Here is a 25,170-nt window from a genome sequence, read left to right as displayed (position 1 = left end):
GTCAAGGGCTGAAAAGTTGTGTAGATACCCATGCCTACCAGATGGCGACAATCATCAGGACTTGAAGCGCCCCACCAAACCATTCAACTCATCCGACAGATTCGCCAAGCGCCCCGAGTCGTCCTGCGCCGAGTTGGCCAGGCTTTCCACCAGTCGCGCTTCGTCGTAGATCTGTTGGATATGCCGGTTGATCTCCTCGGCCACGCTGTGTTGTTCCTCGGCGGCGGCGGAGATTTGCAGGTTCTGGTCGCGGATTTCGTTGACCGACAACTGGATGCCTTCAAAGCTGTCACGCGCGCTTTCGATGGACGACACGCTGGCCCGTGACAGGTCCAGGCAACTGCCCATCTTTTGCGTGACTTCCTGGGTCTTGTTTTCCAGGGTGCCGAGCAGGTGCTCGATCTCGCCGGTGGAGTCGGAGGTGCGCTTGGCCAACGCGCGCACCTCGTCGGCGACCACCGCAAAGCCACGGCCCTGGTCACCGGCACGGGCGGCCTCGATGGCGGCGTTGAGGGCCAGCAGGTTGGTCTGTTCGGCAATCGCACGGATGGTGCCGATGATCTGGTTGATGCTGCGGCTGCCGGCTTCCAGTTCGACCATGGCGTCGGACGATTCGGTCAGGCGGCGGCCCAGGCGGTTGACGTTATCGGTGGTGACTTCGATCTGCTGCTTGCCCTCGGCCACCCGGCGATGGCCGTTCTCCGCCGAATCCGCCGCACTGCTGCAGGAGCGCGCGACTTCGTTGGCGGTGGCGACCATTTCATTGAACGCGGTGGACACCAGTTCCACCGCCTCGCGTTGACGGCCGGCGGCTTCGTTCATGTTGTGCGCCACTTCGCTGTTGACCTTGGAGGCGTTGTGCAAATTGGCCGACGCCGCGCCGATGTGCTGGATCAACTGGCGGATGGCGGCGAGGAACTTGTTGAACCAGCCGGCGAGTTCGGCGGTTTCATCCTTGCCCTGCACCTGCAGTGCGTGACGCAGGTCGCCTTCGCCCTCGGCAATCGACTGCAAGCCGCTGCTGACCTGGCCGATGGGCTTGACGATCACCTTGGAAAACGCCGCCGCAAGCACGCCGAAGATCAGCACCAGCACGCCGACGATGACCGCTGTGAGGTAGGTCATGCGCGTGGCTTCAGCCATGACTTCGCGGTGCTCGATCAGGCCGATATAGCGCCAGCCCAGGCCGGGAGAGGTCCACACGTTGGCCATGTAGCGCACGCCGTTGATTTCCACCTCGGTAGAACCCTGGGACGTCTCGGCCAGGTGCGCATAGGCGGCGCCCAGGTCCTTGAGCGGCTTGAAACTGTGGGCGGCGTCGCGCGGGTCGACCAGCACCACGCCGTCTTCGATCAGCATCACGTAGCCGCTTTCGCCGAGCTTGATGCTCTTGACCAGTTCGGTGAGGTTCTTCAGCGACACGCTGACCACGAACACGCCCTTGGCTTTGCCGGCGTTATCCAGCAACGCCCGGGCAGTGCCCACCAGCGCCACATCGTCTTTGTCGTAGTAGTAAGCCGGCGTGCGCACGGTCTTGCCGGGGCTGGCCATCGCGGCCTTGTACCAGGGGCGCGTGCGTGGGTCGTACTTGGCCAGCTGCGGGTCATCCGGCCATTTGGCGTAGGTACCGTCTTCCAGGCCGATGGAGAGGATGGCGGCTGCCGGGTGCGTGGCGCCAAAGCGCGCAAAGCGCTCGATGACCGCTTGTGCCGCTGCTGGCATCGGTTGGCTGGCGGCGTCGGCGGGCTGGTAGTTCTTCAGCGTTTCCACGGAGGTGTACACAGGATCCATGGCCATTTGATCGACGTTCTGCTGCGTGCCGTCGAAGAACTGGCGGATATTGCCATCGATCTGGCGGATTTCCCGGGTGCTGCCATCGATAAACTGGTCAACGGCCTGGGTCCGTGTGTTCATCACGGAGATGACCGCCACCAGGCTTACCGGGATAAACGCAACCGAGACAAATGCCAGTACCAGCTTATTTTTTATTTTCATCGAGACGACCATCAGCGTAGAGGGCGGTCAAATCGTCTCGCTCCGGAAAAAGAGCGCGGCGATTTGCTATCACCGCTGTTTCGGCCCGATGCCGGTAAATCTTTAGGGTTTTTTGTACACAATACAAAGTGCTTATTGTTCTGTATCCAATCAGTAGACATCACGCAGATAGCGCTTCTGTTCGCTCAACTGGCGCCAGTACTCCACGGCGCCCTCAACGCCAAGCCCGCCGTGGGTTTGCGCGACCTGGCGCAGGGCCTGGTCGACGTCCTTGGCCATGTGGCTGGCATCCCCGCAGATATACAGCTTGGCGCCGTCCTGCAACCAGCGCCACAGCTCGGCCCCCTGTTCGTGGAGGCGGTCCTGTACGTAGATCTTTTGCGCCTGGTCACGGGAGAACGCCAGGCTCAGGTGGGTGAGCAGGCCGTCGCGCTGCATGCCTTGCAGTTCATCCTGATAATAGAAGTCGCTGGCCGCGTGCTGCTCGCCGAAGAACAGCCAGTTGCGGCCCTGGTGTCCCTGGGCCCGACGTTCCTGCAAAAACGCGCGGAACGGCGCCACACCGGTGCCGGGGCCGATCATGATCATCGGCACGTCGCCGTCGGCCGGTATGCGGAAGTGCTTGGACGGCTGCACGAACAACGGCACCTCGCTGTCTGCGGCGCGGTCGGCGAGGAAGGTCGAGGATACGCCCTTGCGCTTGCCATAGCGCACGGCGGCCACGGTGAGGTGCACTTCCTGCGGGTAGGCCTTGGCGCTGGAGGCGATTGAATACAAACGTGGTTGCAGGCGCTTGAGGGTGCCGAGCAGTTCGTCCGCCGAGCAATCGATGGGGTATTCGTGCAACACATCCACCAGTTGCCGGCCCCACAGCCAAGCCTGCAGTTCGGTCTTGTGCTCGGGGCTCAGCAGGCGCTTAAGGCCTGGGTTGGCACTGCGCTCGGCGATAAAGGCCAGGGTGTCGCTGCTGGGGCGGGCGATTTCGAAACGCTGGGTCAATGCCTGGTGCAGCGGTACATCGCCGAAGGTGTCGATGTTCACGCAGGCACTGGCATCCAGGCGGGTCAGGTCGAGCAGTTCGCTGACCAGCTCCGGGCAGTTGCGCGGCATCACTCCCAGGGCATCACCGGCTTCATAGCTCAGCCCGGAGTCGGTCAGGTCCAGGGCGAACTGGCGGGTTTCCTTGTGGGTGCTCTGCGGGTTCAGGTGCCGGTTGAGCAGCAGCCGTGAGCCATGCAGCTTGGTTTTGCCGGCCGGTGTGGCGGGTGGGGCGAGCGTCGCGGCTTTGGCCGGGTTGAGGCTGTGTTGCAACTGTGCCAGCCAGGCATAGGCGCGCTCTTCGAATTCGGTGTCGCAATCCACGCGCTCCAGCAGGCGGGTCGCGCCCAGCTCCAGCAAGCGCTGGTCGAGTCGCTGGCCGTGCTTGCAAAACTGGTCGTAATTCGGATCGCCCAGGGCCAGTACCGCAAAGCGCAGCGACTCCAGGCGCATCTCGGCGGTGCTGAGGCTGTGCCAGAAGCCTTCGCCGTTGTCCGGCGGGTCGCCATCGCCGAAGGTGCTGCTGATCAGCGCCAGGTTTTGTGTGCTCGCCAGTTTGCTGGCCGGGAAATCCGCCATCGCGCTGAGCTCGACGCTGATACCGGCGTCGCGCAGGCGCTTGGCGAATCGCTCGGCGAGGGCTTCGGCGTTGCCGGTCTGGGAGGCCCATAACAGGGTGACGGCCGGGGAGGGCGTTGCGGCGATGGCGCTGACGTCTGCGCGGCTGAACAATCCGCCGAGCAAACCGTCCAGCCACAGTCGGGAATCCTTGGTCAGCGGCGCATGGGTTGGCATCACCGGCACACCCGCTGCCAGGCGCCCGGCCTCGGAGCGCAGACCGCTGAGGAAACCTGCGAGGTAAGTACGCTCGCTATCGCTCAGTGTCGGCGCCGGCAGGTTGCGGATGCCGGCAATATCGGCGAAGGCGTCGAGGCGCGACAGGGTGAGGTCCTCTACTAAGGGGGGCAAGTCTTGCGAGACCGGCCCATCGAGAAACTGATGATCGATCAACTCGACTCGGGCCAAGGCCACGGCACAGAACTTGAACTCGGGCTGCAGGGAAATCGGATCGACCGCGTCGTTGGTCACCGCGTTGATCGCCAGGTTTTCGCCAAATACATCGTTCCAGTGGAAAGGCACAAAACAGTTGCCCGGCCGCACGCGGTCGGTGACCACCGCAGGCAGCACGGCACGCCCGCGCTGGGAGCGCACCTCCACGCGGTCCTTGTCCTGGATGCCCAGGCTGGCGGCGTCTTCGGGGTGCAGTTCGACGAAGGGGCCGGGGTTGAGTTTGTTCAGGGTGGCGACCTTGCCGGTCTTGGTCAGGGTATGCCACTGGTGCTGCAAACGGCCGGTGTTGAGCACGAAAGGGAAGGCCTCATCCGGCATCTCCGCCGGCGGCATATGTGGGCGCGCCAGGAACTGGCCCTTGCCGTTGTCGGTGGCGAATCTGAGCGTGCCTGTATTCAGGTAGCGGATCGGGTTGCGGTCGGCGCCCGCGTCTGAAGCGCAGGGCCATTGCAGCGGTTGCGCGCGCAGCCGTTGATGGCTGGCGCCGCGAATGTCATAGCCGGTCTTGGGGTTCCAGGCGCGCTTGATCTCGTCGAAGACCTCGGCGGCGCTGGCATAGGTGAAGGCTTCGGCAAAGCCCATTTCACTCGCGACCCTGGCGATGATCTGCCAGTCGGGCAAGGTCTGGCCCGGTGGTTCGACGGCTTTTTGCATCAGGGTCAGGTTGCGCTCGGAGTTGATCATCACCCCTTCGGCCTCGGCCCACAGCGCGCCGGGCAGCAGGATGTCGGCGTAGCGGTTGGTCTCGGTGTCGAGGAAGGCATCCTGGGTGATCACCAGTTCGGCGGCTTGCAGGCCTTCGATCACCTTGCGGCGATTGGGCGCGCTGGCCACCGGGTTGGTGCAGATGATCCAGCAGGCCTTGATCTGCCCCGCGCTCATCTGCTCGAACATCGCCACGGTGCCGCCGCCGACCTGGCGCGGCAGGCTGCCTGCGGGGATCTGCCAGAGGTCTTCGATAAATGCGCGGTCGGCTTCTACCAGCACCGAGCGCTGCCCCGGCAGGCCCGGGCCCATGTAGCCCATCTCACGGCCGCCCATGGCATTGGGTTGGCCGGTGAGGGAAAACGGCCCGCTGCCGGGGCGGCAGATGGCGCCGGTGGCCAGGTGCAGGTTGCACAGGGCGTTGGTGTTCCAGGTGCCGTGGGTGCTTTGGTTGAGGCCCATGGTCCAGCAGCTCATCCACTCGGCAGCCGCGCCTATCCAGTCGGCAGCCTGGCGGATATCCGCTTCGGCCAGGCCGGTGATCTCGGCGACCGTGTGCGGCGGGTAGTCCTCGAGAAAGCCGGGCATGGCCTCCCAGCCCTCGGTGAACGCGGCAATAAAGGCCGGGTCGGTGTGGCCGTTCTTGACCAGCAGGTGCAACAGGCCATTGAGCAGGGCGAGGTCGGTGCCCGGTTTGATCGGCAGGTACAGGTCGGCTTTGTCGGCGGTGGCGCTGCGCCGTGGATCGACCACGATCAGCTTCGCCCCGGCCTTGACCCGGTCCATCATGCGCAGGAACAGGATCGGGTGACAGTCGGCCATATTGGCGCCGATCACGAAGAACAGGTCGGCGCGGTCGAAGTCTTCATAGGAGCCCGGCGGCCCATCGGAACCGAGGGAAAGCTTGTAGCCGCTGCCGGCGCTGGCCATGCACAGCCGCGAGTTGGACTCGACGTTGTTGGTGCGCACAAAGCCCTTGGCCAGTTTATTGATCAGGTACTGGGCTTCCAGGGACATTTGCCCGGAGACGTAAAAGGACAGGGCATCCGGCCCGTGGCTGTCGAGGATGCCGCGCAGGCGCCCGGCGGTTTCGCTGATGGCGGTGTCCATGGCGATGCGCACCGGGTCGTGGTCACGCTTCTCGCGCAGGTAGGCGTTTTCCATCCGCCCGGACTCGGCGATGGCCTGCCCGCAGGTGGTGCCTTTGGTGCACAGGCGGCCGAAGTTGGTGGGGTGGGCCTTGTCACCGATGACCTTGACCACCTTATTGTGCTTGACCTGCATGATGATGCCGCAGCCCACACCACAATAGGGACACACACTGCGTACGCTTTGGTTTGCCATCCGTCACCCTCGAAACTTTTTCTGCCCGCCAACAAAAAAGCGCCCTGCAACCCTCCGTTGGAAACGGGGATTGCACGGCGCCTTTGTCGTGAATGGGCAATCAGCGTTGACTGCTCTGTGTGTGTTCCTAGCAAGTCACGCGCCAATTTCTTAAGCACGGGCAAATTGTGGCAAGCCAGCTTGTTGTGGTGAGTGGGCTTACAGTGGTGAGTGGGCTTGCTGTGGTGAGCGGGCTTGCCCCGCGCTGGGCTGCGTAGCAGCCCTAAACCCAGGCGCCTCAGTCCTTACAGGAAGTAAGCTGTGGCAGTGATGGGGCGGCTTCGCCACCCAGCGCGGGGCAAGCCCGCTCACCACAATAAGCCCGCTCTTCTGTGACCCTTTGATTTTTATCCGGGAATGCACTTTTTTGTCGCGGGATGCACCAGTTGGAGGCGCTGAAGTGAGCATTCAAACTCGATGAGTGCCGCTAGAAGGCGTCGCAGTAAGGCTCGCGACCAATTGGCACAGACCCTGCAAGCTCCCCCTCAACCCACCTCGGTCAACGACGATCGACAACAGGGGCATAAAGCGGTAGATCCGGCGCAGTCGCCGATCCGATCCCGCATAAGAACAGGCAAAGGCGCCTGGAACCGCAAGGTTTCAGGCGTTTTTTTTTGCTTTTTAAACCGTGATGAACGTTGTCGGGTGCTTGCTATGAACAAACAGATGAAAACCCTGATCGTCGTCGGCAATGGCATGGTCGGCCACCATTGCGTGGAGCAATTGATCGAACGCGGCGCGCTGGATCACTACCGGTTGCACGTGTTCAGCGAAGAGCCGATGCGTGCCTATGACCGCGTGCATCTTTCCGAGTATTTCACCGGCCGCGATGCCGAGTCCCTGGCGTTGTCCGACGCCGCGTTGTACCAGACGCCGGGTGTCACCCTGCACCTGGGTGTACCGGTGCTGGAGATCGATCGCGAACGCTGTGAAGTGATCACCGCCCAGGGCTGCGTGGGCTACGACAAGCTGGTGCTGGCCACCGGTTCCTATCCGTTCGTGCCGCCGATCGAGGGCGCCGAAGGCGACTCGCGCCTGGTGTATCGCACCCTCGAAGACCTCGACGCCATCCGTGCCGCTGCCGCCAATGCCCGCCGTGGTGTGGTGGTGGGCGGTGGCCTGCTCGGCCTGGAAGCCGCCAACGCCCTGAAAAGCCTGGGCCTGGAAGCCCATGTGGTGGAGTTCGCGCCGCGCTTGATGCCGGTACAGCTGGATGATTTTGGCGGCCTGGCGCTCAAGGCCCAGATCGAGCGGCTGGGCGTCGGTGTGCATCTGTCCCGCGCCACCCAATCGATCAGTGCAGGCGAGCAGTACCGCTACCGCATGAACTTTGCCAATGACGAGTTCCTGGAGACCGACCTGATCGTGTTCTCCGCCGGGATCCGCGCCCAGGATGCCCTGGCTCGCCAGGCCGGCCTGGAGATTGGCCCGCGCGGCGGCGTGGTGATCAACGACGAGTGCTTGAGCTGCGATCCCAATATCTACGCGATTGGCGAATGCGCCTCCTGGAACGGCAGCCTGTTCGGCCTGGTTGCGCCGGGTTACCAAATGGCTCGTGGCGTCGCCGCGCTGTTGTGCGAGCACAGCGCCGAGCCGTTTGTCGGCGCCGACATGTCCACCAAGCTCAAGTTGCTGGGCGTGGACGTGGGCTCCATCGGCGACGCCCACGCCCATACGCCGGGTGCGCGCAGCTACCAGTTCATCGACGAGGCGAGCGCCAGCTATCGGCGCCTGGTGGTGGATGCGAGCGGCAAACACGTGATTGGCGCGGTGCTGGTCGGCGACAACAGCTACTACGACACCTTGCTGCAATACATGCAGAACAGCATCGCGCTGCCGGCCGAACCGGCGAGCCTGATCCTGCCATCGTCCAGCGGCGCACCGACCCTCGGCCCAGGCGCCTTGCCGGACTCGGCCACGGTGTGTTCGTGCCACAACGTCAACAAGGGCGCGATCTGCTCGGCCATCGACGGCGGGTGCAGCGACCTCGGCCTGCTCAAGTCGCAGACCAAGGCCTGCACCGGTTGCGGTGGGTGCGCCGGCTTGCTCAAGCAGGTGTTCGAGCACGAGCTGATTGCCCGTGGCGTCAGCGTCGACAAGAGCCTGTGCGAACATTTCGCCTACACCCGCCAGGAGTTGTATGCCCTGGTGCGTGTGGAAGGGGTGCTCACGTTTGAAGAACTGCTGGCCAAGCACGGCCGTGGCCACACCGGCTGCGATGTGTGCAAACCGGCGGTGGGGTCGATCCTGGCCTCGTGCTGGAACCAGCCGATCATGGACGCGTCCCTGGTGCCGTTGCAGGACACCAACGATACCTTCATGGCCAACATGCAGAAAAACGGCACCTACTCGGTGGTGCCGCGTATTCCGGGCGGCGAGATCACCGCCGACAAGTTGATCGTGATTGGCGAAGTGGCGAAGAAATACGACCTCTACACCAAGATCACCGGCGGCCAGCGCATCGACCTGTTTGGCGCGCAACTGCACGAGCTGCCGGACATCTGGGCCGAGCTGATCGCGGCCGGGTTTGAAACCGGCCACGCCTACGGCAAATCCACGCGCACGGTGAAGTCCTGCGTGGGCAGCACCTGGTGCCGCTACGGTGTGCAGGACAGCGTGAAAATGGCGCTGCTGATCGAGGACCGCTACAAGGGCCTGCGTTCGCCGCACAAGCTCAAGTTCGCGGTATCCGGCTGCACCCGCGAATGCGCCGAAGCCCAGAGCAAGGACGTGGGCGTGATCGCCACCGAGAAGGGCTGGAACCTCTACATCGCCGGCAACGGCGGCATGCGCCCACGCCACGCCGAACTGTTCGCCACCGACCTGGATGACGCCACGCTGATCCAGTACATCGACCGCTTCCTGATGTTCTACATCCGCACCGCCGACAAATTGCAACGCACCTCGGTCTGGCGCGAAAGCCTGGAAGGCGGCCTGGATTTCCTCAAGGACGTGATCCTGCACGACAGCCTGGGCCTGGGCGCCGAGCTCGAAGCGCAGATGCAACGGGTGGTCGACCGCTATGAATGCGAGTGGGCCAACGCCCTCAAGGACCCGGAAAAACTCAAGCGCTTCCGCACCTTCGTCAACGACAAACGCCCCGACCCGGACATCCACTTTGTCCAGGAACGCGGCCAGCGTCGGCCGATCATGGCCGCCGAACTCAACCTGATTGCCGTCACCGAGGAGCTTGCCTGATGAGCCAGTCCAACACGCAGCGCAACCTTGCCACCTGGAAAAGCGTGTGCAAAGAGACCGACCTGGTGAGTAATTCCGGCGTCGTGGTGTGGCTGGACGGCGCCCAGGTCGCGCTGTTCTACCTGCCCGGCGCCCAGGACCAGACGCTGTACGCCATCGACAACCACGACCCGGAATCCGGCGCGAATGTGATCGGACGCGGGCTGGTCGGCAGCATCAAGGGCGACCTGGTGGTGGCCGCGCCGATCTACAAGCAGCATTACCGTTTGCACGACGGCCAATGCCTGGAGGCACCGCACCAGCGTTTGCGGGTATGGCCGGTGCGGCTGAGCGGTGGGGTGGTGGAGTTGGGAGTGGACTGATGCAGCGCTGCAGGTGAATGGCCAAGCCGCTCTCCTGCAGCACCCTGGCGCCTACTTGCCGGCTTTGCGGCTGGCCGGCCTGAACAGCAGGCTCAAGAGGAACACAGCCGTCTTGATATCAAGCAGGCGCAAGGCTGCACGTGCTTCTTCCGGTCGCACCCTGGCCAGCATGGGCATGGCGCCGAAGATCTTACCCTTGAGTACCAGGTCGTCACCGCTGCGCTCTATGGCGCTCACGGTCATCAGCTCGCTGTTGTCGCTGCCGAATATTTTCATGATCAGTTCCTTGTCACACGGTCGAAATCGATGCCCAGGTCATCGAATATTTTGATTGCGGTGCCCCGGCCGGCGCCGAATACGCCGCCGCCCGGGTGCATGAAAGGACCCACCAGGTACAGGTTGTCCAGCCCGGGTACGCTCAAGCGGCCGAGGTCGGGCGTAGGGCGGTGGGCGAAACTCTGGTAGAAGTAGGGTGCGACGCCGTGTACATCGCCCTTGACCATGGAGTTGGGCGAACTGCGTTCCAGGTCCAGCGGCGAGCACACCTTGCGGGCGATGATGTTATCCGGCGTAAGGTTCTTGACGAACTTGCGGTACGCCTGGAGGCTCAGATCGCCGAATTCCTCCTTGTACTCGTCCCAGCGCGCGGCACCGCCTTCGGCGAGGTCATAGGGTGCGAACGTCATACCGTGGAACATGCCCTTGCCTGGCGGCACGCGGGTCGGGTCATTGATGCTCTCGTCGCCACCGGCCACCAGCCTGCGCCTGGACACCCGCCCACGGCGCAACTCGTCGAAGTCGTCGAGCATGTCGCTCAGGCGGTCGCAGCTCATCATGGTCAGCATCGTGGCGCGACCGACATCGGCGCCGGCATGAAACTCGGCCTGCCGGTGCAAGTCGTAGTGGCTCACGAACAGGCTGAATGGGGCCAGCGTGGCGCGTTCGGCGCGTGCGGTCACCCCAGGATCAAGCCCGTCGACGAAGCGTTTGATGACATGGGGGTGCAAGGCGCCGACCACCGCGTCTCGGGCCAGAATTCGCTCACCGTCGGCCAGCTCCACACCGTTGGCGCGCCCGCCTTCGACGATCACCTTGTGCACTTCGCTGTTACAACGGATCTCGCCGCCGTGGTGCTCGATGCAGCGCACCAAGGCTTCTGAAAGCTTGCCACTGCCACCCACCGGTTGCGACACGCCGTAGGTGTGCATGATGCCGACGAACACATACACACCCATACCTGTACCCAACTCGTCCGGGGCTTGCAGGTTTTCGGCGATCACCCGCAACAGGTGGATCTTGACCTTGTCGTGCTCAAACAGGTTGTCGACGATGTCCAGGGTACTGCGCTGCATGGCGTCGAACATCTCGCGGCCTTCCTGGCTCTGGTCAAGCATGGCGACCATGGCCCCCATGGGCGGCGGGGGCGAATAGAAACCGGAGAGGAACATCGGCAACAGCCCGGCGGCCTTGGTCGCCAGCTTGCGATAGGTCTCTGCGTCGCGAGGCGACACGCTGGCGATGGATTCGCAGGCCTTGTCCAGGTCGCGGTAGGTAATCAGTGCGCTGCCGTCTTCGAAGACGGTCGCATGGGGCACATCGGAGTAGTTGTACTTGAGGCCGAACCGGCTGAACAGACCGAGCTCGTCGCGGGTGATCATGGGGTTGCCCTGGATCATGATATGCACGCTGGAGTGCTCGTCATGCCAGAAGCCTGGAGTGTTAAGCTGGCGCGTTGTCACGCCACCGCCCACATAGTCCTTGCGTTCCAGCACGAGGACTTTTTTGCCGGCCTTGGCCAGATAGGCTGCGGCCACGAGGCCATTGTGCCCGCCGCCGATGGCGACGATATCGTAATGATTCATAGGATCTTCCGCTTCTGTTGTTTTTGTTGTCGGCGTACTGCCCGGGTGCAGGGCGCCGCTGTGCCGGATACTGGGGCAGCGGGCCGGCAGGCGGAAGACGGCACTTTAATGTAGGTCGGTTACCTGAATGTACGTACCCTCAAGGGGCTGGCAGGGAGAGTGGGATGCACAAAGGTGAAGGCTCGATGCATGTGGTCGACAAGATTCAGCGCCAGGCGCTGGATGATCTGAAAGCGCGGGTGCTGCGCGGCGGCAATGATCCCCATGGGCCTGTGCGTGAATCCCTGGCTCGGCTTGGCGACCGCTGGACCCCGTTGCTGTTGCTGGTGCTGCACACCGGTACGCTGCGTTTTACCGAACTGCAACGGCAGGTCAACGATATGGCGGAAGGTAGCTTGTCGCAGCGCATTCTCACCCTCAAGCTGCGTGCGCTGGAACGTGACGGCATGCTCGAACGTCGTGTGATCGCTACCATTCCGCCGCAGGTGGAATACAGCCTCAAGCCATTGGGCGTTTCATTGGTCACCCAGTTTGAGGCGCTGCTGGTGTGGCTCGAACAACAGGCCCCGGTCATCGAGGCCGCCCGCCAGGCCTACGATGCCTGATCGGGATCCATCGAGGCGGCGGTCTCGATGATCAGGTTGCGCAACCAGGCCAGCCCGGGGTCGAGCTGCTGGTATTTGTTCCACTGCATGGACATGGTCAGCGGCGGCGCGGTCCAGGGGGCGGACACGATCCGCAGCGGCAAGTATTGTGCCCATCTCTCCGCCAGGCGACGGTGCATGGTGGCGACCCGCAGGGTACCGATCAGAAACGGCGGCACACTGTTGAAGGTGTTGGTGGTCACTTCCACACGGCGTGTGAACCCGAAACTGCGCGCAAACCACTCATCAGCCATCGGGGCGCGATGCTCGCCGCCCCAGCGCACCAGCACGTGCCCCAGCGCCTTATAGTCATCCATGGACAAAGGCCCATTGGCGGCCGGATGGCCCTTGCACATCACGCACACGTATTCATCGCTGAACAGCGCCACACAGGGGTGTTCCTTGAGGATGTTCTTGTCCGGCAGTACCAGGAAGTCCACGTGCCCACGCTCGATCTCAAGGGCGGCCTCATCCGTAGGCAGGAACTGTTCGATGGAGCATGACGGTGCCAGGGTGTTCAGCCTGCGACTGACCTCGGGCAGCAGCACCATGCCCACATAATCCGACGCCATCAGCGTGAAGTTTCGGCGTGCCAGGTCCGGCTGGAATCGGCTGCGGTTTTCCAAGGTGGAGCGCATCTGGATCAGCAAATCACGAATCGGCTGGGCCAGGGTTTCGGCCATCGGTGTACGGACCATCCTGCGACCGACCTGTACCAGTAAATCATCTTCGAAATAGTCGCGCAGGCGTGACAACGCCGCACTGGTGGCCGGCTGGCTGAGGTGCAGGCGCTCACCGGTACGGGTGATGTTCTGCTCCGCCAGCAGCATGTCCAGCACCACGAGGAGGTTCAAATCCAGACCGTGAAAGCGCATGGCGTTACTCCGTTTTTTATGATTGTGCTTACGGGCATCCAGGCTTGTTATACCTGCCTGGCAAAGGATTTGAAACGCAAATAGCGGTGGCTGTTGGGCTATCCATCTGATGGATGGGACCTATCCGAACAAACAATTTCCGGCATACCTGAGGGGTGAGTAAGGTTGGCCCATGTTCAGCCAGCCCCCTGTGAGGCCGGCCATAACAACAATAAATATGGAGAGCAGTCCTGTGCCCCACCTCACGCTTCCAAGCCTGTGTGCCCACTTCACTCTGCATCCAAGAGGAGTGCGTTGATGAGCGCCATCAAGCATGTGCTGATCGTCGGCGGTGGCATCGGCGGTCTCAGTGCCGCCATCGCCCTGCGCAAGTCCGGCGTAGTGGTCGATATTGTCGAAATCAGCCCCCAGGCCAAGGTGTATCACGTGGGTATCGTGGTCCAGGCCAACTGCATTCGCGCCATGGCGCAACTGGGTATTGCCGACGCGGCCGTGGCCGCGGGTTTCCCTTACAAGGGCCTGCGCATCTGCAACCAGCAGGGGGAGGTAAAAGCCGAACTCAGTGGTGCACGGCTGGCCGGCGAGCAATATCCCGCGAACCTCGGACTGACCCGTCCGGCGTTGCATCAGGTATTGCTTGATGCGGTGGCCGCCAGTGGCGCCAACCTGCGTCTGGGCCTGACCTTCAGTGATATTTCTCAACATGAACACGGCGTCAGCGTGAGGTTCACCGACGGCAGTCGGGGTGATTATGACCTGGTGGTGGGGGCCGACGGTGTGTACTCCAAAGTGCGTACGACGGTATTCGGCGAGCAGTACACGCCGCAATTCACGGGGCAGGGCGTGTGGCGCTACAACCTGCCACGGCCCAAGGACCTGCTCTGGTCGCACATGTTTGAGGGCAAGCCGGGCGGCAAGGCTGGCTACACGCCATTGACCGAAGACAGCCTGTACATCCTGTCGGTGTTCGAAGAACCCGGCAACCCGTTCTTTGACCCGGACACGCTGGCCGCCGAGTTCCGCCGACGCCTTGAAGGCTACGGCGGCCTGGTGCCGGAGCTGAGCGCCCAGATCACCGACAACACCCAAGTGGTCTACCGCCCACTCGAAGCCCTGTTGATGCCGGCCCCCTGGTACCGCGGGCGCGTATTGTTGATTGGCGATGCCGCGCACGCCACCACGCCGCACATGGGCCAGGGCGCCGCGCAGGCGGTGGAGGATGCCGTGGTGCTGGGTGAACTGTGTGGCGCCGAGCTGAGCCTGGCCGAGGTGCTCGAAGGTTTCATGCAGCGTCGCTACGAGCGTTGCAAATTCATCAACCAAGGGTCCGTGCAGATCGGCGAGTGGGAGCAGCGGCCGACACCGGATGCCAACTTCACCGGTTTGATGAAACAGATGATCGATGTGGTCGCCCAGCCTATCTGACCCAAGGACATGCTCATGCAACGTAATCCACTCAAAGGCTGGCAGGTCGACCGCGACGCTATCGGTTTCGTCGGCCACGATCTGCAGCGCCCCGAATGCATCATCGCCCAGCCCGACGGCAGCCTGTGGTCCGCCGACGCACGTGGCGGGGTGATGCATATTACTGCCAATGGCGAGCAGACCTTGTTGGCGCCCACGCAGGTGGAGGCGCAGGCGGCGTCCTTCGAATCGCGCTATGTGCAGTCCCAGGGCGCGTCGCTGCCCAATGGCCTGGCGCTGACGGAGCAGGGCGACTTCATTATCTGCAACTGGGGCCTGGACCGTATCGAGAAGCTCGACCGCCAGGGCCATGTCCAGGTGCTGTTTGACCAGCTTGACGGCAAGCCCATGGGCAAGACCAACTTCCCTCTACGGGATCGCAAGGGGCGTATCTGGTTCACGGTGACGACCACGATGCAACCGTGGACCGACTCGATCAATTCCGGCGTGCTGGATGGCTACATCGGCGTGATCGACGCCCAGGGCATTCGCATCGTCGCCGAAGGGTTTGGCGGCACCAACGAAATCCGCTTCGACGACAACGAAGAATGGTTGTACGTGGTGGAAAGCAATGTGCGGCGAATCTCCCGCCTGCGCCAGCAGGCCGACGGCTCGCTAGGGGAGCGTGAAGTGTTTGGCCCGGCGGAGCTGGAGGGCTTTCCCGACGGTTTTGCCTTCGACAGCTTCGGCAACCTGTGGGTGACCTTGGTGATGAGCGACAAGCTGATTGCCCTGACCCCCGATGGCGAAGTACTCAACCTGCTTGATGACGGTAACCCGGTCGCCACAGCGTTGCTGAACCAGCACTACCGCGCCAAAACCCTCACCCCGCAGATCATGCAGGCTGCCCACGGCACACTGGCACCGTGGATGGCCAGCCTGACGTTTGGCGGGCCCGATTTGAAAACCGTGTACCTGGGCAGTCTGCAGGGCACACGCATTCCGTTTTTCCGGGCGCCACTGGCGGGCCAACCGCTGATCCACTGGCGCTGAATACCGAATAACAAGACAGGAACCGGCTCATGATTCGTTATCTGAAAAAAGGCAAACCGGCGGAGCACAAGGCGGCGCTCAACGCCCAGGTGCGCGACACGGTCGAACAGATTATCCATGCGATCGATCAGCGCGGTGAAGCGGCTGTGCGGGAGTACTCGCAACAGTTCGACGGCTGGAACCCGCCGAGCCTGCGGCTGAGCCAGGAGCAGATCCAGGCGTGCATAGACAGCCTGTCGCCCCAGGCCATTGAGGACATCACCTTCGCCCAGGCCCAGATCCGTCGCTTCGCCCAAATCCAGTTGCTGTCGATGCGCGACGTGGAGGTCGAAACCCTGCCGGGCGTGGTGCTCGGGCACAAGCACATCCCGGTGAGTTCGGTAGGCTGTTACATCCCTGGCGGCAAGTACCCGCTGCTGGCCTCGGCGCACATGAGCGTGCTTACCGCCAAAGTGGCAGGTGTGAAACGCGTGATCGCCTGTGCACCGCCATTCGATGGCCAGCCGTCGCCGGAGATCATCGCCGCGATGGCCATGGCGGGGGCTGATGAAATCTATGTGATGGGTGGCGTGCAAGGTGTCGCTGCCATGGCCCTGGGCACCGAACACATCGAGAAGGTCGACATGATCGTCGGTCCGGGCAATGCCTACGTGGCCGAAGCCAAGCGTCAACTGTACGGTCGCGTCGGTATTGATCTGTTCGCCGGGCCTACGGAAACCATGGTCATCTGCGATGACACGGTGGATGCCGAACTGGTGGCGGTCGACCTGCTGGGCCAGGCCGAACATGGGCCGACTTCACCGGCGTTTTGCGTGACCACCAGCCGCCGTATTGCCGAAGAATTGCCGGCGGCCATCGAGCAGGTGCTCGCGCGCCTGGACACCGCTCCGGTGGCCAGTGTGGCCTGGCGCGACTATGGCGAGATCATCTTGTGTGACAGCGACGAAGAGATGCTCGCCGAATCCGAGCGCATCTGCTCTGAACACGTGCAGGTGATGACCCGCGACCCGGACTGGTTCCTGGCGCGCATGACTCACTATGGCGGCCTGTTCCTGGGGCATCGCACCAATGTGTCCTACGGCGACAAAGTGATCGGCACCAATCACACGCTGCCGACCATGGGCGCCGGGCGTTACACCGGCGGGCTCTGGGTGGGCAAATTCATCAAGACTCATACCTACCAGCGGGTGCTCACAGACGAAGCCAGCGTGGCCATCGGTGAAGTCTGCTCGCGGTTGTGTGCACTGGAGCATTTCTCCGGCCACAAGGAACAGGCGGATATCCGTGTGCGTCGGCTGAAGAAGGCCTCCTGATGGGCCGCCTGGAAGGCAAGGTCGCCGTCGTTACCGGAGCCACCGGCGGGTTGGGGGTGGTGATCTGCCATGCCCTGGCCCGCGCGGGTGCCAGCGTAGTGGCGGGGTACAACCGCTCCAGCGATGCCGCCCATACCCTGGTGACTGACCTGCCGACTGTTGCCGGTGGCCACCTCGCCGTGGCGGCACCTGTCACCGACAGCGCCATGCTCGAGCGACTGGCCACTCAGGTACAGAGGCACTTTGGGCGTTGCGACATTCTGGTCAATTGCGCCGGCACGACACGGTTTGTCGAACATGCCGACCTTGAGGGTCTGGATGACGGGCTGATCGACAATATCCTGGCCATCAACGTGCGCGGTCCGATCGCCTGTATCCGGGCCTTGGCACCGCTGCTCAAGGCCGGCGGCGATGGGCTGGTGGTGAACATCAGCTCGATTGCCGCGCGTACGGCGATGGGCAGCAATATTGCCTACTGCGCGAGCAAGGCGGCGGTGGACAACCTGACCCAGTCCCTGGCCCGTGCCCTGGCGCCTCAGGTAAGGGTGGTGTCGGTGGCGCCGGGGTTGGCCGATACGGAGTTCGTCCAGGGCCTGGCCCAGGGCTGGCGTGACGAGCAAGCCGCACGTACCCCGTTGGGTCGCCTGGCCTTGCCCGAAGAGGTCGCCCAGGCGGTGTTGGCCCTGGCCTGCCACCTGACATTTACCACCGGCGCGGTCATCCCAGTGGATGGCGGTCGGGCACTGAACTGAGGAAGGCTGCCATGTTTGCGATCAAACCCCACCACGGCGGAATCAGCGTCCCCGACCTGGAGGCGTCCATCGGCTGGTACCGGCTGATGCTCGGTTTCGAGCTGGAAAGCCGCGGCTACATTGACCGGATCCCGGCGCATATCGCCTTTATCCGCTGCGGCGACTACCGCATTGAGCTGTTCCAGCTGGACCAAGCGCACCCGTTACCGAGTGACCGTCGCGAGCCGCACCTGGACCTCAAGACCCACGGCCACAAGCACTTGTGCTTTGCCGTGCAGGATGCCGCGACTGCCTTCCACGCGTTGCGCGGCAAAGGTGCCGACATCGTTTTTGAGACGGTCATCGAAGGCAGCCCCATGGGCTTTGTGCGCGACAACAGCGGCAATCTGCTGGAACTCATTGAATGCCCGGCCCTGTGGTCCGGGCCAGGAGCACACCGATGAAACTTGCAACCCTGAAGGATCACACCCGCGATGGGCGCTTGGTGGTTGTCAGTCGCGACCTGGGCCGCGCGGTGCTGGCCAGTGGAATCGCCGGCACCCTGCAGGCTGCGCTGGAAGAATGGCCCCGCTGCGAACCGGCATTGCAGCAGTTGTCCGCCGCACTTAACGCAGGCCGGGCACCCCAGGCGTTCGATTTTGACCCGCGCGCGGCCATGGCACCGCTGCCCCGTGCCTACCAATGGGCCGATGCCTCGTCGTTCCTCAACCACGGCAGCCTGATGGAGCGTGCGTACAATCTGGACATCAAGAAAGATCCCGGCGTGCCTATCATCTACCAGGGCGCCGGGGACGATTTCTTCGGTGCCTGCGACGATTACCCGGTGCCCGGCGAGGACCACCAGATCGATTTCGAGGGCGAGGTGGCAGTGGTGCTTGATGATGTGCCCATGGGCGTTCAGCCAACGGCAGCGGCGGGGCATATCAAGTTGCTGATGCTGCTCAACGACGTGAGCCTGCGCGCGCATCTGTTCAAGGAGGTGAGTATCGGTTTCGGTCCACTGCGGGCCAAACCCAGTACGGTGTTTGCGCCGGTGGCGGTCACCCCGGATGAACTGGGCGAAGCCTGGCACGACGGCCGCGTCAAGCTGCCGCTGCATGTGCAGTGCAACGGCCAGCGTTTCGGCGAACCCAACGGCGATGAAATGGACTTCAGCTTCCCGGAACTGGTAATGCACCTGGCTCGTACCCGCAACTTGCGCGCCGGTACGGTGCTGGGCTCGGGCACCTTCTCCAACCGTGACTACACCGCCAAAGGCTCGGCCTGCCTGGCCGAGCGACGTGCAATAGAAGTGATCGAGCAGGGTGAGGCGAACACGCCTTTCCTGAAATTCGGCGACCGTTTGCGCTTTGAAATCTTTGGCCTGGACGGGCAAAGCCTGTTCGGCGCCATCGATCACCGGTTTGTTCCAGCCCCCGTGCAGGAGCACTGACATGCATGTATTGATCACCGGCGCCAATGGTTTTGTGGGCGCCACCCTGGTACGTCGCTTACTGGCCGATCCCTATGCACTGCCGGGCTGGACACGTTTGACCCTGCTGGACCTGGCGTTTCCTCAGATACCGCCGGACCCCCGCGTGCGCTGCCTTGCCGGCAGTATCGCCGACCTGCGGTTGCTGGCCGATGCCCTGGAAACACCGGTCGATATCGCCTTCCATTTGGCGAGCATCCCCGGTGGGGCCGCCGAGCGCGACTACAGCCTGGGCCGTCGAGTCAACCTGGACGCCACGCTGGCGTTGCTGGAAGGGCTCAAGGATCAACCCAACCCGGCGCGGGTAGTGTTCGCCAGCACCATCGCGGTGTATGGCTCGCCCTTGGCGACCGCGGTAGACGACCACACGCCTCTGCATCCGCAATTGAGTTACGCCACCCAGAAATTGATGGGTGAGTTGCTGATCGATGATTTCAGCCGCCGTGGCTGGATCGATGGCATCAGCCTGCGCTTACCGGGCATTGTGGCCCGCCCGCCGCAACCTTCCGGGTTGTTGTCGGCGTTCATGAGCGAGGTGTTCTGGGCGCTGGCGGCGGGCACGCGTTTCGAATGCCCGGTATCGCCGCAGGCGCAGGCCTGGTGGATGTCGGCGGCACGCTGTGTCGATAACCTGCTGCACGCCGCTACGCTGTCGCCCGAGCGACTGGTGGCGCGGCGAGTGTTCGCGCTGCCTGTGTTGCACCTGAGTATGGCGCAGTTGGTCGACGGGCTGTGCAGGCGTTTCGGCGAAGACCGCCGTGCACAGGTGGAGTACCAGCCTGATGAACACCTGGAGGCGAATTTCGGCCGCTACCCGCCCTTGCATGCCGAGGCATCCGAAGCCCTGGGCTTGCGCCATGATGGAGGCATCGAGCAACTGATCGAGCGAACCCTGCAGTTGTAATACCCAAGCGTGCGTTTCACCCTTTAATAATAACAATCCGGAGAGACCATGAACGCTCCTACCCGCGTCACCCAGTCAAAGGCGACCCTCGCTACGTACCTGTTGTTGTTGATCAACTGTCTGTCACCGATGGCGGCCATCGTGGTAGCGCCGAGCCTGCCACAGATGCAGGCGCATTTTTCCGACGTGCCTAACGTCGAGTTCCTGATCCCGGTGGCACTGACTATTCCCGGCTTGCTGGTGGCGTTGCTCAGCCCGCTGGTGGGCGTGTTGGCCGATCGGTATGGGCGTAAGCAATTGCTGGTGGCGTCGATTGTCGGCTACGGCGTGTTCGGCCTGATGCCGATGTTCCTCGACTCGCTCTACGCAATCATCGTCAGCCGTATCGCCCTGGGCTGCGTGGAGGCGGTGGTGGTGACCATCAGCACCATGCTGATCGGCGACTATTACAGCGGTGCGCAACGCCAGAAGTACCTGGCGCTGCAAACCACCTTTGCGTCGTCGTCGGCGATCCTGTTCTTCATGGTAGGTGGCGCCTTGGGTGAACTTGGCTGGCGCATGCCCTATGTGGTCTACGCGGTGCCCCTGGCACTGGCGCTATTGAGCAAGGTCATGCTGTGGGAACCGCGCGCCGCCAGCATGGCGTCGGACGAAGAGCAGGCGCGCAACAACGTGAGCTTTCGGCCGTTGCTGATGCTGGGGATTTGTGTGGTGACCTTCATCGGCGCGGTCATGTTCATGATCCTGCAGATCCAGATGGCCTACCTGCTCGGGGACATTGGCGAACCGTCCCCGCAGACCGCCGGCCTCGTCGCGTCGGCGTGCAGCGTGATGATCGTGCTGGGTACTCTTAGCGTGCATCTGCTGACTCGCCTGGGCCTGCGCACCCCCCATTGCCTGGCCCTGGCCTTTGGCCTGATCGCTACCAGCTTTCTGTTGATTCCGGCGATGCACACCTGGCAGGCAATCATGGTTGTTGCACTGATCAACGGCCTGGGCTGCGGCCTGATGTTGCCCACCCTGGCCATCTGGAACATGCGTGAACTGCCGTGGCAGCGCCGCGGGTTGGGTACTGGCATGTGGTACGGCAGTTACTGCCTGGGCATGTTTTTCAGTCCGATCCTGGTCGTGGCCGTTGGCAAGGTCAGCGGAAGCCTGGCCACCACCATTGGCTGGGCCGGCTGGCTCTGCCTGCCGGTGGTACTGCTGGCACTCGGCGCCAGCCTGGTGAAGTGCCGGGCGGCACGCAACCTGCGCCTGACCGGCGTCAATCTCGAAGACGCCTGACCCTGGAATGACCGAACACTCCGGTGCCCTGGTACCGGAGCAGGCCCCCCTTATCTCATAAAAACAACAAAAGAGACTGAACATGACGATTCGAATGGCGGTTGGTTGTGCATTGATCATCGTGACGGCAGGCCCCGCCCTGGCTGCCGACGCGCCGAGCGACGAGTACCCGAATGAAAAAGTCGGTCCGCGCGTATTGAATGTGGAGCCCAATGTGCCACCCAAAAGTGGCAAGCTTCTTGAGGCGCAGGGCAAGTGGCTCAACGACCATGGTGTGAGCCCGCACCTGTCGATGACTGAGATTTACCTGCGCAATCCCAGCGCCGGCCTGTACACCGGTAACCACGAGTCACTGACCATCTTTGCCATCGGCGCCGACTTCAACCTCGACAAGCTCATTGGCCTGCCCGGTGGGACGATCCACTTCGAGCAGCTGTACGTGCCCTGGACCAGCAACCTGGACTACGGTGGGCAGGTGGGTGATGTGATTGCCGGTAAACCGGGCCCTTACATTCCGAATGTCAGCCACCTGAGCCTGTTCACCTACGAGCAGAAATTGCTCGACGACAAGCTGTCCATCGAAGCGGGCAAGAGCAACGCCGGCAATTACTTTGCGCTGCCGCTGTGCAACGTGCCGCTGGGATGCGTGAACGCGATCCTGCAGGACACGGCCGGTATCAACCCGCCGCCCTACGCCAACTGGGGGGCGCGCGTCGGCTACGATTTCAGCCCCGCCGTGCGCGCGCAGGTCGGTGCGTGGCGCAGCAACAATGCCTATCCTTTCACCAACGGCTGGGAGCGCGACGTCGGCGAAAGTGGCGGCACCTTGAGTACGGTGTACCTGGCGAACCTGGCCTATCGCACCGACTACCGCATGCAAGCTTACCCGCAAACGTTCGAGGTGCTGGGCTTTCACAATAACGGGCAACAGACCGACCCCTATTTCACGGTCAACGGCACCTCGAAAGTCACTGACACAACTGCCGCTGCCGATACCCGCAAGGGCGTGACAGGTTTCTACTTGGGCGCCAAGAAAACCGTCTGGCGCCAGGACGGCGGCGCCACCCAAGACCTCAACCCAACGGCGGTAGCAGCCTATGCCAGCTTGACCCACACACTTGATGAAGGCACCACCAATGGCGTCGGCACCCAAGGCAACGCAGGGCTGATTCTTTCCGCACCCTTTCGCAGCCGACCGTTCGACAGCTATTCGGTGAACGTCAACTGGGCACAACTGACCAGTCGCGAGCAACGCTTCCTTGAAGAGGCCCACGCGGCATCGGGCGGTGGCAGTTACCGCCCCGGGCGCAACGAGTATGCGGTCGCGCTGGACGCCAACTTCATCCTCACCGACAGCATCGTCCTCAGCCCCTTCGTGCTGCGTACGTGGGGAGCCAGCAGTTGGTTGAACCCCTACACCGGCGTCAACCCGCGCGATGGTTATGCCGCCGGGCTGCTGTTGCATGTGCAATTCGACGAGATGCTGGGTTTGAACAGCCGTCACTGATTCGCCGCACTCCATGGCGGGCGCCTGAAGCCATCCACGCCGTGGATAGAACCCATGTCGACAAACGATTAGTCGGCATGGGCCGGGCTTCTTACTCTGGCCTTAGACCCCTGTTTGACGAGGACACAACCATGCAGCGCAATTTCACTTTCCAGGAGACCTGAGATGGCGATCATCGGCATCGACACCCTGTTGTATGGCGTCGAGGACCTGGCCCTGGCCTCGCGCTTCTTTGATGATTTCGGCCTGGTGCGCCTCAGTGCCAACGATCAGGAAAGCCTGTATCGACTGGAGGAAGGCTCGACCATTATCGTGCGCGAAATGCATCACCCCTCTATTCCGGCGTCGCGCTACGAAGGCTTCGGTGTGAAGGAGACCATCTGGGGCGTGGACAACGCTGAAAACCTGGCGCGGCTGGTCGCCGACTTGTCCCGCGACCGTGAGGTTCTCCTGGGCGAGGATGATGCCTGGCACTTTCTCAGCGATTGCGGCCAGGCCTTGGGGCTTCGCGTGTTCAACCGCAGGAAAGTCACCTACGCCCCCGACCCGGTCAACGCTGCCGGCAACGTCAACCGTCTCAACCAGCACCGCAAATGGCGCACGCGGGCTCGACCTAAAACCATCAACCACGTGGTGTTTGCCGTGGACGACTATTGGCAGAGCTTTGCGTTCTTTCGCGACCGTCTGAACTTTCGCCTGTCCGACCATCAGAAAGGCGTGGGTACCTACCTGCGCGCCGACGGTGCCAATGAGCACCACAACACCTTCCTGCTCAATAACAAGGCACCGGGGGCGGGCGGGGTGCCGCGTTTTCATCACGCCTGCTTCGGGGTCGAGGACTTCGACGAGGTGATGGTCGGCTCCAATTACATGACCCGACGCGGTTGGCAGCATGGCTTTCTCGGTACCGGCCGCCACCGCATCGCTTCGGCAATCTTCTGCTACTTCAACTCACCCACCGGTGGTGAGGCCGAGTACGGCGCCGACACCGATTACCTCGACGACAGTTGGGTACCGCGCGAATGGGAGTTTCGCTTCGGCACGGCCCAGTGGATGGGCAACCCGCCTGCGTTCATGCAGGACGACATTCCCTGGGACGTGACCTTTTACCAGGGCGAATTCCCGGCTATGCGCCGCTGATTTTCACAAGGATTGACCCATGAGCATGTTCCAGTATTTCGAAACCAATTATGTGTGGAGCCTGGCAGTTGCGGCAGCCATCGAGATGGGCGGCAAGATCGGCGAGATCGACACCATGTGCCGGCCGCTGCTGGAGGTAGCCCGCCAGGGTGACGATGCGGGCACCCAGGCGTTTATGGCCGCCTGGGAGGCTGGAGGCGACAACCTGGTGGCCTTGGCGCAGGAAGACAAGGCGGCCGGCAGGTGGCTCAGCGCCGGTGACAAGTTGAACCGCGCGGCGGTGTATTTCATCACTGCCGAGCGTATGCAGGCTCACGGTCATGCGCCTCGCAAAGCGTTGTACGCCAAGTTTCTGCGCACCTTCGCCGAAGGCGTCGAACTGTCTGGCGAAAATACCCGGCGGTTTGAAATTCCCTACGACGGTGCCCATCTCGCCGGGCTGTTCACCCCGGCTGAGGGCGTAACTGACGCGGCGCCGTGTCTGGTGGTGATCAATGGCCTGGACAGCACCAAGGAGATGGTCCATCGCGCCGGGCTGTTCCCGCAATTGCTTGCCAAACGCGGCATCTCCAGCCTGTTCATCGACCAGCCCGGCACCGGCGAAGCCCTGCGCCTGCACGGCATGACCGCAGTCGTCAACACCGAACTGTGGGCCAGCCCGTTGATGGACTACCTGCAAACCCGCCGCGAAATCGACCCGCTGCGTATCGGCTTGCTGGGGGTGTCCCTAGGTGGGTATTACTGCCCGCGCGCTGTAGCGTTCGAACCGCGCTTTGCCCTGGGCGCAGTGTGGGGGGCGAACCATAACTGGGGCGAAATGCAGAAGCGCCGCCTGGCCCGCGAAGGTGAACGACCAGTGCCGCACTACTGGGAGCACGTGTGCTGGGTGTGGGGTGCGAGCAGCATGGAGGCGTTCATGACGCTCGCCGAGCAGGTGCATCTCAACGGGGTAATGGAGCGTATCAAGGTGCCGTTCCTGGTGAGTCATGGCGAGGCCGACCGGCAGATTCCGCTGGCGTACGCGCATCAGTCCTATGACCAACTCACCAACAGCCCGGATCGCGAATTGAAGGTGTTCACCCCGCGTGAAGGCGGTATCCACCACAGCAGCCTGGACAACACCTCGAACGCCGGCGCCTGGATTGCCGATTGGGTTGCTGAGCGCCTGGGCGGTACTACCCACTCCGGGTGAGCGCTCAACAACGG

19 protein-coding genes and 1 pseudogene are annotated in these 25,170 nt (G+C 62.8%); 14 read left to right on the top strand and 6 right to left on the bottom strand.

The genetic code is table 11. The features are described 5' to 3' along the window. Window positions 1-54 precede the first annotated feature (54 nt). The 3 genes and pseudogenes from Q8X51_RS23020 to Q8X51_RS23010 form a co-directional block, all read right to left on the bottom strand. Entirely contained in the window at window positions 55-759 is a 705-nt protein-coding gene (locus Q8X51_RS23020) for a methyl-accepting chemotaxis protein (protein ID WP_407694977.1), read from the bottom strand. A 198-nt stretch (window positions 760-957) separates the two neighbouring features. Continuing rightward, window positions 958-1,914: pseudogene (locus tag Q8X51_RS23015) on the bottom strand (cache domain-containing protein); the annotation flags it as partial. A gap of 231 nt (window positions 1,915-2,145) precedes the next feature. Beyond that, window positions 2,146-6,153: a molybdopterin-dependent oxidoreductase gene (locus tag Q8X51_RS23010; RefSeq protein ID WP_407694157.1), complete on the bottom strand. Its 4,008-nt coding sequence runs from the start codon at window positions 6,151-6,153 to the stop codon at window positions 2,146-2,148. Between the two features lie 693 nt (window positions 6,154-6,846). Here Q8X51_RS23010 and nirB point away from each other — a divergent pair. Continuing rightward, window positions 6,847-9,390, top strand: a complete 2,544-nt coding sequence (gene nirB / locus Q8X51_RS23005) for a nitrite reductase large subunit NirB (protein ID WP_065928061.1) — start codon at window positions 6,847-6,849, stop codon at window positions 9,388-9,390. After that, window positions 9,390-9,752, top strand: coding sequence for a nitrite reductase small subunit NirD (nirD, locus tag Q8X51_RS23000; RefSeq protein WP_115488353.1), 363 nt, complete (start codon window positions 9,390-9,392; stop codon window positions 9,750-9,752). The genes nirB and nirD overlap by 1 nt, the downstream gene beginning before the upstream one ends. 51 nt (window positions 9,753-9,803) lie before the next feature. Here the strand turns inward: nirD and Q8X51_RS22995 are convergent, their stop codons facing one another. Together Q8X51_RS22995 and Q8X51_RS22990 are read right to left on the bottom strand one after the other, a co-directional pair. Next, complete coding sequence (locus Q8X51_RS22995; protein WP_027608484.1) at window positions 9,804-10,028, bottom strand: hypothetical protein; 225 nt, start codon at window positions 10,026-10,028, stop codon at window positions 9,804-9,806. Window positions 10,029-10,030: 2 nt separating this feature from the next. Further along, window positions 10,031-11,614: a phytoene desaturase family protein gene (locus tag Q8X51_RS22990; RefSeq protein ID WP_092356967.1), complete on the bottom strand. Its 1,584-nt coding sequence runs from the start codon at window positions 11,612-11,614 to the stop codon at window positions 10,031-10,033. Between the two features lie 164 nt (window positions 11,615-11,778). Between Q8X51_RS22990 and Q8X51_RS22985 the strand changes: the two genes are divergently transcribed. Further along, the gene (locus Q8X51_RS22985; RefSeq protein WP_027608482.1) at window positions 11,779-12,219 is read left to right on the top strand and encodes a winged helix-turn-helix transcriptional regulator; all 441 of its coding nucleotides are present in this window, start codon (window positions 11,779-11,781) and stop codon (window positions 12,217-12,219) included. On the opposite strand, the gene Q8X51_RS22980 is transcribed toward Q8X51_RS22985, so the two are convergent. Continuing rightward, the gene (locus Q8X51_RS22980) at window positions 12,207-13,133 is read right to left on the bottom strand and encodes a LysR family transcriptional regulator (RefSeq protein WP_407694156.1); all 927 of its coding nucleotides are present in this window, start codon (window positions 13,131-13,133) and stop codon (window positions 12,207-12,209) included. The genes Q8X51_RS22985 and Q8X51_RS22980 overlap by 13 nt on opposite strands. A gap of 297 nt (window positions 13,134-13,430) precedes the next feature. On the opposite strand from Q8X51_RS22980, the gene Q8X51_RS22975 reads away from it, so the two are divergent. The 11 genes from Q8X51_RS22975 to Q8X51_RS22925 all read left to right on the top strand — a co-directional run bounded on the left by Q8X51_RS22975 (window position 13,431) and on the right by Q8X51_RS22925 (window position 25,156). Then, on the top strand, window positions 13,431-14,558 hold the full coding sequence (locus Q8X51_RS22975; RefSeq protein ID WP_407694155.1) for an FAD-dependent oxidoreductase: 1,128 nt from the start codon (window positions 13,431-13,433) through the stop codon (window positions 14,556-14,558). A gap of 15 nt (window positions 14,559-14,573) precedes the next feature. Beyond that, window positions 14,574-15,590, top strand: coding sequence for an SMP-30/gluconolactonase/LRE family protein (locus Q8X51_RS22970; RefSeq protein WP_098479355.1), 1,017 nt, complete (start codon window positions 14,574-14,576; stop codon window positions 15,588-15,590). Between the two features lie 29 nt (window positions 15,591-15,619). Next, entirely contained in the window at window positions 15,620-16,903 is a 1,284-nt protein-coding gene (hisD, locus tag Q8X51_RS22965; protein WP_027608478.1) for a histidinol dehydrogenase, read from the top strand. Next, window positions 16,903-17,655 carry an SDR family NAD(P)-dependent oxidoreductase gene (locus Q8X51_RS22960; RefSeq protein ID WP_027608477.1) on the top strand — a complete coding sequence of 251 codons (753 nt, stop codon included), beginning with the start codon at window positions 16,903-16,905 and terminating at the stop codon, window positions 17,653-17,655. Before hisD ends, Q8X51_RS22960 begins: the two co-directional genes overlap by 1 nt. A gap of 11 nt (window positions 17,656-17,666) precedes the next feature. Continuing rightward, window positions 17,667-18,098 carry a VOC family protein gene (locus Q8X51_RS22955; RefSeq protein ID WP_407694154.1) on the top strand — a complete coding sequence of 144 codons (432 nt, stop codon included), beginning with the start codon at window positions 17,667-17,669 and terminating at the stop codon, window positions 18,096-18,098. Further along, window positions 18,095-19,087 (top strand): fumarylacetoacetate hydrolase family protein, encoded by a 993-nt coding sequence (locus Q8X51_RS22950; protein WP_027608475.1) that lies wholly within the window; start codon window positions 18,095-18,097, stop codon window positions 19,085-19,087. The genes Q8X51_RS22955 and Q8X51_RS22950 overlap by 4 nt, the downstream gene beginning before the upstream one ends. A gap of 1 nt (window position 19,088) precedes the next feature. Next, complete coding sequence (locus Q8X51_RS22945) at window positions 19,089-20,030, top strand: NAD-dependent epimerase/dehydratase family protein (protein WP_407694153.1); 942 nt, start codon at window positions 19,089-19,091, stop codon at window positions 20,028-20,030. A 48-nt stretch (window positions 20,031-20,078) separates the two neighbouring features. Continuing rightward, window positions 20,079-21,317: an MFS transporter gene (locus Q8X51_RS22940; RefSeq protein ID WP_027608473.1), complete on the top strand. Its 1,239-nt coding sequence runs from the start codon at window positions 20,079-20,081 to the stop codon at window positions 21,315-21,317. Between the two features lie 82 nt (window positions 21,318-21,399). Further along, window positions 21,400-22,824: a carbohydrate porin gene (locus Q8X51_RS22935; RefSeq protein WP_407694152.1), complete on the top strand. Its 1,425-nt coding sequence runs from the start codon at window positions 21,400-21,402 to the stop codon at window positions 22,822-22,824. A 165-nt stretch (window positions 22,825-22,989) separates the two neighbouring features. Next, entirely contained in the window at window positions 22,990-23,964 is a 975-nt protein-coding gene (locus Q8X51_RS22930) for a VOC family protein (RefSeq protein ID WP_407694151.1), read from the top strand. Window positions 23,965-23,989: 25 nt separating this feature from the next. Beyond that, complete coding sequence (locus tag Q8X51_RS22925; protein ID WP_027608470.1) at window positions 23,990-25,156, top strand: alpha/beta hydrolase family protein; 1,167 nt, start codon at window positions 23,990-23,992, stop codon at window positions 25,154-25,156. Window positions 25,157-25,170: the final 14 nt, after the last annotated feature.

It is taken from the genome of Pseudomonas sp. Yb2C2, assembly GCF_052112325.1.
GTDB classification, from domain to species: Bacteria; Pseudomonadota; Gammaproteobacteria; order Pseudomonadales; family Pseudomonadaceae; genus Aquipseudomonas; species Aquipseudomonas marginalis.
The sequence above is the reverse complement of the archived record's forward strand: the minus strand, read 5'-3'. Positions and strand labels throughout refer to the sequence as shown.